At 53.7% G+C, this 1284-nt stretch carries 3 protein-coding genes; 1 reads left to right on the forward strand and 2 read right to left on the reverse strand.

Annotated elements, in window-relative coordinates; genetic code table 11:
* On the forward strand, positions 1–295 hold a 295-nt coding region (locus ABYP33_RS19310; RefSeq protein ID WP_373093000.1), incomplete at its 5' end, for an efflux RND transporter permease subunit.
* A 62-nt stretch (positions 296–357) separates the two neighbouring features.
* Here ABYP33_RS19310 and ABYP33_RS19315 read toward each other — a convergent pair.
* Complete coding sequence (locus ABYP33_RS19315; protein ID WP_373093003.1) at positions 358–726, reverse strand: DUF3703 domain-containing protein; 369 nt, start codon at positions 724–726, stop codon at positions 358–360.
* A gap of 29 nt (positions 727–755) precedes the next feature.
* Positions 756–1284: cation transporter (locus tag ABYP33_RS19320; protein WP_373093005.1), on the reverse strand; the 529-nt coding region annotated here is incomplete at its 5' end.

The raw sequence follows: 1284 nt of genomic DNA on the forward strand, positions 1-1284 counted from the left end.
AGTCTTGAATGGTTTGGTGATGCTGGCCTTTATTCGTGACCTTTGGCACGAGACGGGTGATTTGCGTGAGGCCATCGTTGAAGGTGCGCTAATTCGGCTGCGCCCGGTATTGATGACCGCCCTGGTTGCCAGTCTGGGGTTTGTGCCGATGGCCTTGAATACCGGTACCGGAGCCGAGGTTCAACGCCCACTGGCAACAGTGGTGATCGGCGGCATTATCTCGTCGACCTTGTTGACCTTATTTGTATTGCCGGTGCTTTATCGTTGGGTGCACCGGCGAGATCAAACCGACTAGCCTATCGGAAATGACTGGCAGCAAAAAGGCTGCCAGTCATACCGAGTTCGAGCCAAAAAGGGTCACGACCCTCCTGCTTTGGCCTTAGCAATAATCGCTTCGAGTTCCGGTTTAATCGGCAAAGGCTTAACGGGGCTTATATTACTGCCGCCTGTATTGCCTATAGGCACGCCTTTTATAGCGGTGAGCGCGGCCGCGCCAATAATGCGAATGATTTGGCCCACGACTTCCCTGTGATCTCTCTGGCGCAAACCCCAGCGAAACATCAACCAATGCACCTTAACATGCCATCGGGTGGACTCCTGACCCAGTACATGGGCATTTTCCAAATGACGAAAACTTGTGACTGCATCGCCAAGTGCCTCAGCCTGCCTGGCACGCTCTAACTCCAGTTCAATAAAGGGTGCTATCGCCTTTGAAAAACGTGCCATTCCGCACTCTCCTTTGCTTTAAGGATTTACTAACCCGCTTTGAGGGACAGTATCCGGCGGGAACCATTCAACACAACCACTGTGATTATCAGTCCAATCACCAGATCGGGGTATGGGGAGTGCGTCAGCATAACCAGTATGCCCGCCAGGATAACACCCGCGTTGGCGATCACATCGTTGGACGAGCAAATCCAGGTAGCGGTCATATGCACCCCGCTATCTTTTTTGCTGGCCAGGAGATACAGACAAAGAATGTTGGCCGCCAATGCCATCACCCCAACGCCAATCATGAATAGTGATTGCGGTTCGCTGCCATAAGCAAAGCGTCGTATCACTTCGATCAGGACACCAATACCCAGGGCCAGTTGCAGCCAGCCAGTAGCGCGCGCTGCCGTCAGCTTGAGTGACGCGCTTCGGCCCACTGCATACAAGGCCACGCCGTATACACTGGCGTCAGCGAGCATGTCCAAAGAATCCGCGATCAAGCCCGCTGATTGGGCCCAGATGCCGGCGACAATTTCTACGCCAAACATAACGAAGTTTATTGCGAGAAGCGCC

Origin of the sequence: Zhongshania sp. (genome assembly GCF_041584495.1) — a bacterium.
Lineage (GTDB): Bacteria > Pseudomonadota > Gammaproteobacteria > Pseudomonadales > Spongiibacteraceae > Spongiibacter.

Coding starts and splice junctions, on each gene's coding strand:
- ABYP33_RS19315 (WP_373093003.1), bottom strand. CDS start 726: ATGGCACGTTTTTCAAAGGCGATAGCACCCTTTATTGAACTGGAGTTA.